Origin of the sequence: Mycobacterium sp., from assembly GCF_035653355.1 — a bacterium.
Lineage (GTDB): Bacteria > Actinomycetota > Actinomycetes > Mycobacteriales > Mycobacteriaceae > Mycobacterium.
In genome coordinates this window covers 1-3,961 of sequence record NZ_DASRBZ010000083.1, presented here as the reverse complement: position 1 = coordinate 3,961, position 3,961 = coordinate 1, and the positions used below count along the sequence as shown (strand labels likewise).

Genomic DNA, 3,961 nt, shown 5'->3' with positions numbered 1-3,961 from the left:
GTTCGATCGGCGTGCCCCACTTGGTGGTAAAGATCAGCTTGCCGCCTTGCCACGCCGCCCCTGCTAGTTCTCTGGCGTACGCTTCCTCGGCCTTACGGAGCCGTAGCGCAGTGCAACAGATCTCCGGCAGCGGCAGCGTTGCATCGGAGGTGGCGGTTTTGGTCTCCCGGTGCAGCAATTGTCGGCTCACGCGTTGCAACTGGCGACCGATCGACAATTCGCCCTCGTCAAGGTCGACGTCGTCCCAAGTCAGCCCGAGCGCCTCACCCTTGCGCAGGCCCAGCACGAGGATCAGCGCGTACACGGCATAGAGCGCATCGCGCTCTGAGCGTGCAGACTCCAGGAACTGCCGGGCTTCGTCGCTGCTCCATGCTTTGCCTTTACGTTTACGCACGGAGGGAAGCTTGATCGAGCTCGCCATGTTTTTGGCGATAAGGTCTTCTGTCACGGCTTGGGATAATGCTGCCCGTAAGCAAGCACGGATGTCGCTGACGGTGCGGGCCGAAACCCGATCCTGGCAGCACTTGCCCACGGCGCAGCACCGGCGTTTGTTTTCAGCGCGAGCGGCGTCCTTGCCCTGCGCGCAGCACTGGCACGTCCGCGCCACTTCATTGATCCAGGTTTGGACATCCCGCACACTGAGCCGATCAAGCCGTCGAGCACCGAGCATCGGTGTGATGTGCCGGCGGACGAACATCTCATAGTTGACGTACGTGGCGGGTGCCAGGTTCGGTTTCACCACCTCCTCAAGCCAGTAGACGAGGAATTCGCCGAGCTTGGGGACGCTCGTTGCTATGGGTCCTTGCCGTGCCCGTTGCTGAAGTTTCAGCCACTTCTCATGCACCTCCTCGCGAGTCTTTCCGTAGATGTATTTGCGTTGTCGCTGTCCATTGGGCTTTGTGACCCATACATAGGCGGCAAATCCGTTGCGGTAAGAAAAGATCGAGCCTTCCCCGTTTGCCCTTGCGCGGCCAGTCATGCTGCACCTTCCTTGACTCGACGTTCGATGTACTCGTCGACCCATTCGGGCAAAATACGGCGATGCTTGCCGTCTTTTAGGGAGCGCAGCTCACCGGTCGCGACGAGCATCTTCGTCTTGCTCAGGCCAAAGCCGAGCATCTGAGCAACCTGAGCGACGCTGTACCACCTCGGCGCGAATTGCGGTCCAGGCCGCAACCCTTTTTCCACTCGTGTAGTCCTTTCTATGCACGCTGATTTGTTATGCAGCATCGCGGGCGGCTTGTCGTTGTTCGCGGGCTCGGGCGGCAGCAGATAGGGCAAGTGCGGCATCTCCGCTAGTCAGGTAGCCGACTCCAGCGAACTCCCAGCGGGCGACGACGAGCGTGGTGTCCTGCTCGTCGGCTAGCAGTTCGCGCGCGTGTTCGGCGGCCTGGCGTTGGCGATAGGTGCGGCGTTCGCCGCGGATGGTGCCAAGCGTGGTTGAGAAGCGGCGGCTTTTCGAAGCGAAGTGACCTCGGAAGCCGAGCATGTGCACCCATCGACGCAACCCCTCATAAGCGGGGTGCACGCCGAGTTCCCAGGCGGTACGGATTAGTCGATCAACGTGGTCGGGGACGTTGAGCAGCGGGAGCACTTCGGGGGTGATGCGTCGTGGGCCGAGGCCGAAGTCTTCGGCGCTTTTGGTGGCGTATTTGGCGATGTAACGCGCGGCGTGTTCGGGAGTCAGCTCGCGCGCCGGGCCACCATTGACGGTCTGGGTGTCCAGTTGCGCGCCGAAGCGCAGGACCAGGTCTGGCCCATCGGGCATGGCGATGGTGAGCCGCACCTGGGCGGCGGCATGCCGGATCGCATCGGTGAGCGCGGTGGCATCGATGCTGATCTGTGGCGGCTGGTAGTCGTCGCCGGGTCCATCCAGCCGGATTAGCGCGTGGAAGTGCACCACGCCGCGGCGTTGGAATTCCGCGACTTTGACAAACGACAGCCGGCAGCGGCGAGCCAATTCGGCCGCGCTTAGCTCCGCGGTCCGGGCCAGGGTACGACGTAGGGTGATGGTGAACCGGCGCCAGAGTTCCGGGGCGTGCCAGTTGAATGCGACATGGCCGCAGTAGTCATAGCAGTTCGGGCAGAGAGGCTGCCCGAGTCGGCGGTCATCCTCGGCGTGGATAGCGGTGCACCAAGTGGGCCGCCCGTGCGGACACAGTTTTGGTTTGCCCTGGGTCGGCCGGCAGCGGGCAGGGCCGGAACGGTCGGCGCGGGTGGTGTGTACTGGCCCGAACCCCGGCGCGGTCAGGGTGGCAAACACCAATGGGTGCGATCGGATGGATTCGGGTACGCCTTTGCGGCCACCGGCAGCGCCGGCGTAGAGCAGCTGCCACATGTCCCCGGCATACTCATACGAGCAGGACGGGCAGACCGCCGCGCGCCGGTTGCCGCAGCGGATCAGCAGCACGCGATCCGGCTCGCCATCGGTCGAGTACGTCATCTGCGCGCCAGTGGCGATGCGGTGTTCGACCCGGCCGCGTAGGCGGACCGGGTGGGCGCAGTGGCCGCACCGGGTGACTTGATCGACCCACCGGTCGAAGTCCGGTCGAGCGGCCCGAGTGACGATCTGCTCCACAACGTGTGGTGGGAAAGCAGAGATCGGGCGCTCGGCTCGCCGTAGGCTCATAAACAGCTCCTCTGTCGTGAAGGTGATGGGTGGAGCGGGGCGCCCGGCCGGCCTTGGTTTCCAGGCCCGACCGGCCGGGCGCCGCACTAAGGGGTGACAGCTGCTAACCAGGCCGTCCACGCGGCGGAGGCCTCGTCGCGAGCGACCTCGTATGCGCCGTAGGCCTCCTGCGAGGCCACGAACGCCACACGCTCGGCCTCGGCTGCTTCCTCGCGCAGCTGCTCGGCCCGCTCGTGCATCTGTCTCAGCTGCGCTAGATCGGGGGTCATCGTTGATGTGGTCATGACTCACTCGCCGATCCAGCGCTCGTGGCCGCCTTCGCCACGCTGGATGGCGTGGTCGGCACCGGGACGATGGCGTCGGCCCGGAAGGCCACCCCGCCGCGACCGTCGATGGTCCAAGGGTTGGCGACGAGCTTGACCACCGTGACCGGCTGCCGCTTGATCACTCGCGGTTGTCCGGCGGTGGTGACCTTGATGACTTCCGCGCCGGTTTCGTCCATCGCCACCAGCTCAGTGACGTGCAGCAATTCACCGGTCTCTCGGTCGGTCTTTTGCCGCCCGTCGTTGTCGTTCTTAGGCTGCGGAGCACGAGAGACCACGAACTCGGCACTGTCGGTCTTGATTTCCAACTGCATTGTTTGCCGTTCCTCCAGGTCGTCGTGGCGGGTGTTTGACCCGCCCACCAATCAAACGACGAAACCATCGGGCGCAGGTAGTCCAGTAACTAGTCCGCAACTAGTCTCGAACTAGTCCCGAACGCCCAACCGCGCGAACCGGCACTGGACGCACAGGACCGAGGACACTGGCAACGATAAGAGCAGCGTTTGTGGAGTGCTTCCCGGCGACATGACAAGGGCAGACAATAAGTCAGCTGTTGAGTACTGTCAGATAGTGGTCTAGCTCGGCCTGCATAGTATTTTTGACGTTGTTAGGTTGGCGTAGTCCGTGACCCTCATCGAATAAAAGCGGCTGACGCAGTGAGCGTCGAGTGCGATGCTCAGTCGGCTGGGATGCGACACTTGCTGGGTGCCTTCGGCTGGGACGGGTGAGCGCATTGCGGTGTACCGGCGCCGACGCGGGTTGAGTCAAGCCGCGCTGGCTGGTCTGGTCGGCCGGTCGGAGTCCTGGTTGTCGCAGGTCGAGCGTGGTATCCGTTCGGTGGATCGGTTGTCGGTCTTGATCGACATGGCCAAGATTTTGCATGTCGATGTGGAGTCGCTGATTGGCAGGCCGTGGCAGCTCGCTCCGAACGGGGGAGCGGTGGCCCAGGGCCTGGACGCGGTTCGGGAGGTCATGACCCGCTACGACCACCTGCTTGGCACGGACGTTG

Annotated in this window: 6 protein-coding genes; 1 reads left to right on the top strand and 5 read right to left on the bottom strand. The window is 63.7% G+C overall.

Going from position 1 to position 3,961, the window contains the following annotated elements:
* The 5 genes from VFA16_RS02715 to VFA16_RS02695 form a co-directional block, all read right to left on the bottom strand.
* Positions 1-979, bottom strand: a 979-nt coding sequence (locus tag VFA16_RS02715) for a hypothetical protein (RefSeq protein ID WP_324966340.1), incomplete at its 3' end; no start/stop codon positions are given.
* Entirely contained in the window at positions 976-1,188 is a 213-nt protein-coding gene (locus VFA16_RS02710) for an excisionase family DNA-binding protein (protein ID WP_324966339.1), read from the bottom strand. The genes VFA16_RS02715 and VFA16_RS02710, both read right to left, overlap by 4 nt.
* A gap of 31 nt (positions 1,189-1,219) precedes the next feature.
* Positions 1,220-2,629: a replication initiator gene (locus VFA16_RS02705; RefSeq protein ID WP_324966338.1), complete on the bottom strand. Its 1,410-nt coding sequence runs from the start codon at positions 2,627-2,629 to the stop codon at positions 1,220-1,222.
* Positions 2,630-2,715: 86 nt separating this feature from the next.
* Positions 2,716-2,913 carry a hypothetical protein gene (locus VFA16_RS02700; protein ID WP_324966337.1) on the bottom strand — a complete coding sequence of 66 codons (198 nt, stop codon included), beginning with the start codon at positions 2,911-2,913 and terminating at the stop codon, positions 2,716-2,718.
* Complete coding sequence (locus tag VFA16_RS02695) at positions 2,910-3,266, bottom strand: hypothetical protein (RefSeq protein WP_324966336.1); 357 nt, start codon at positions 3,264-3,266, stop codon at positions 2,910-2,912. Before VFA16_RS02695 ends, VFA16_RS02700 begins: the two co-directional genes overlap by 4 nt.
* Before the next feature lie 391 nt (positions 3,267-3,657).
* Between VFA16_RS02695 and VFA16_RS02690 the strand changes: the two genes are divergently transcribed.
* On the top strand, positions 3,658-3,961 hold a 304-nt coding region (locus VFA16_RS02690; protein ID WP_324966335.1), incomplete at its 3' end, for a helix-turn-helix transcriptional regulator.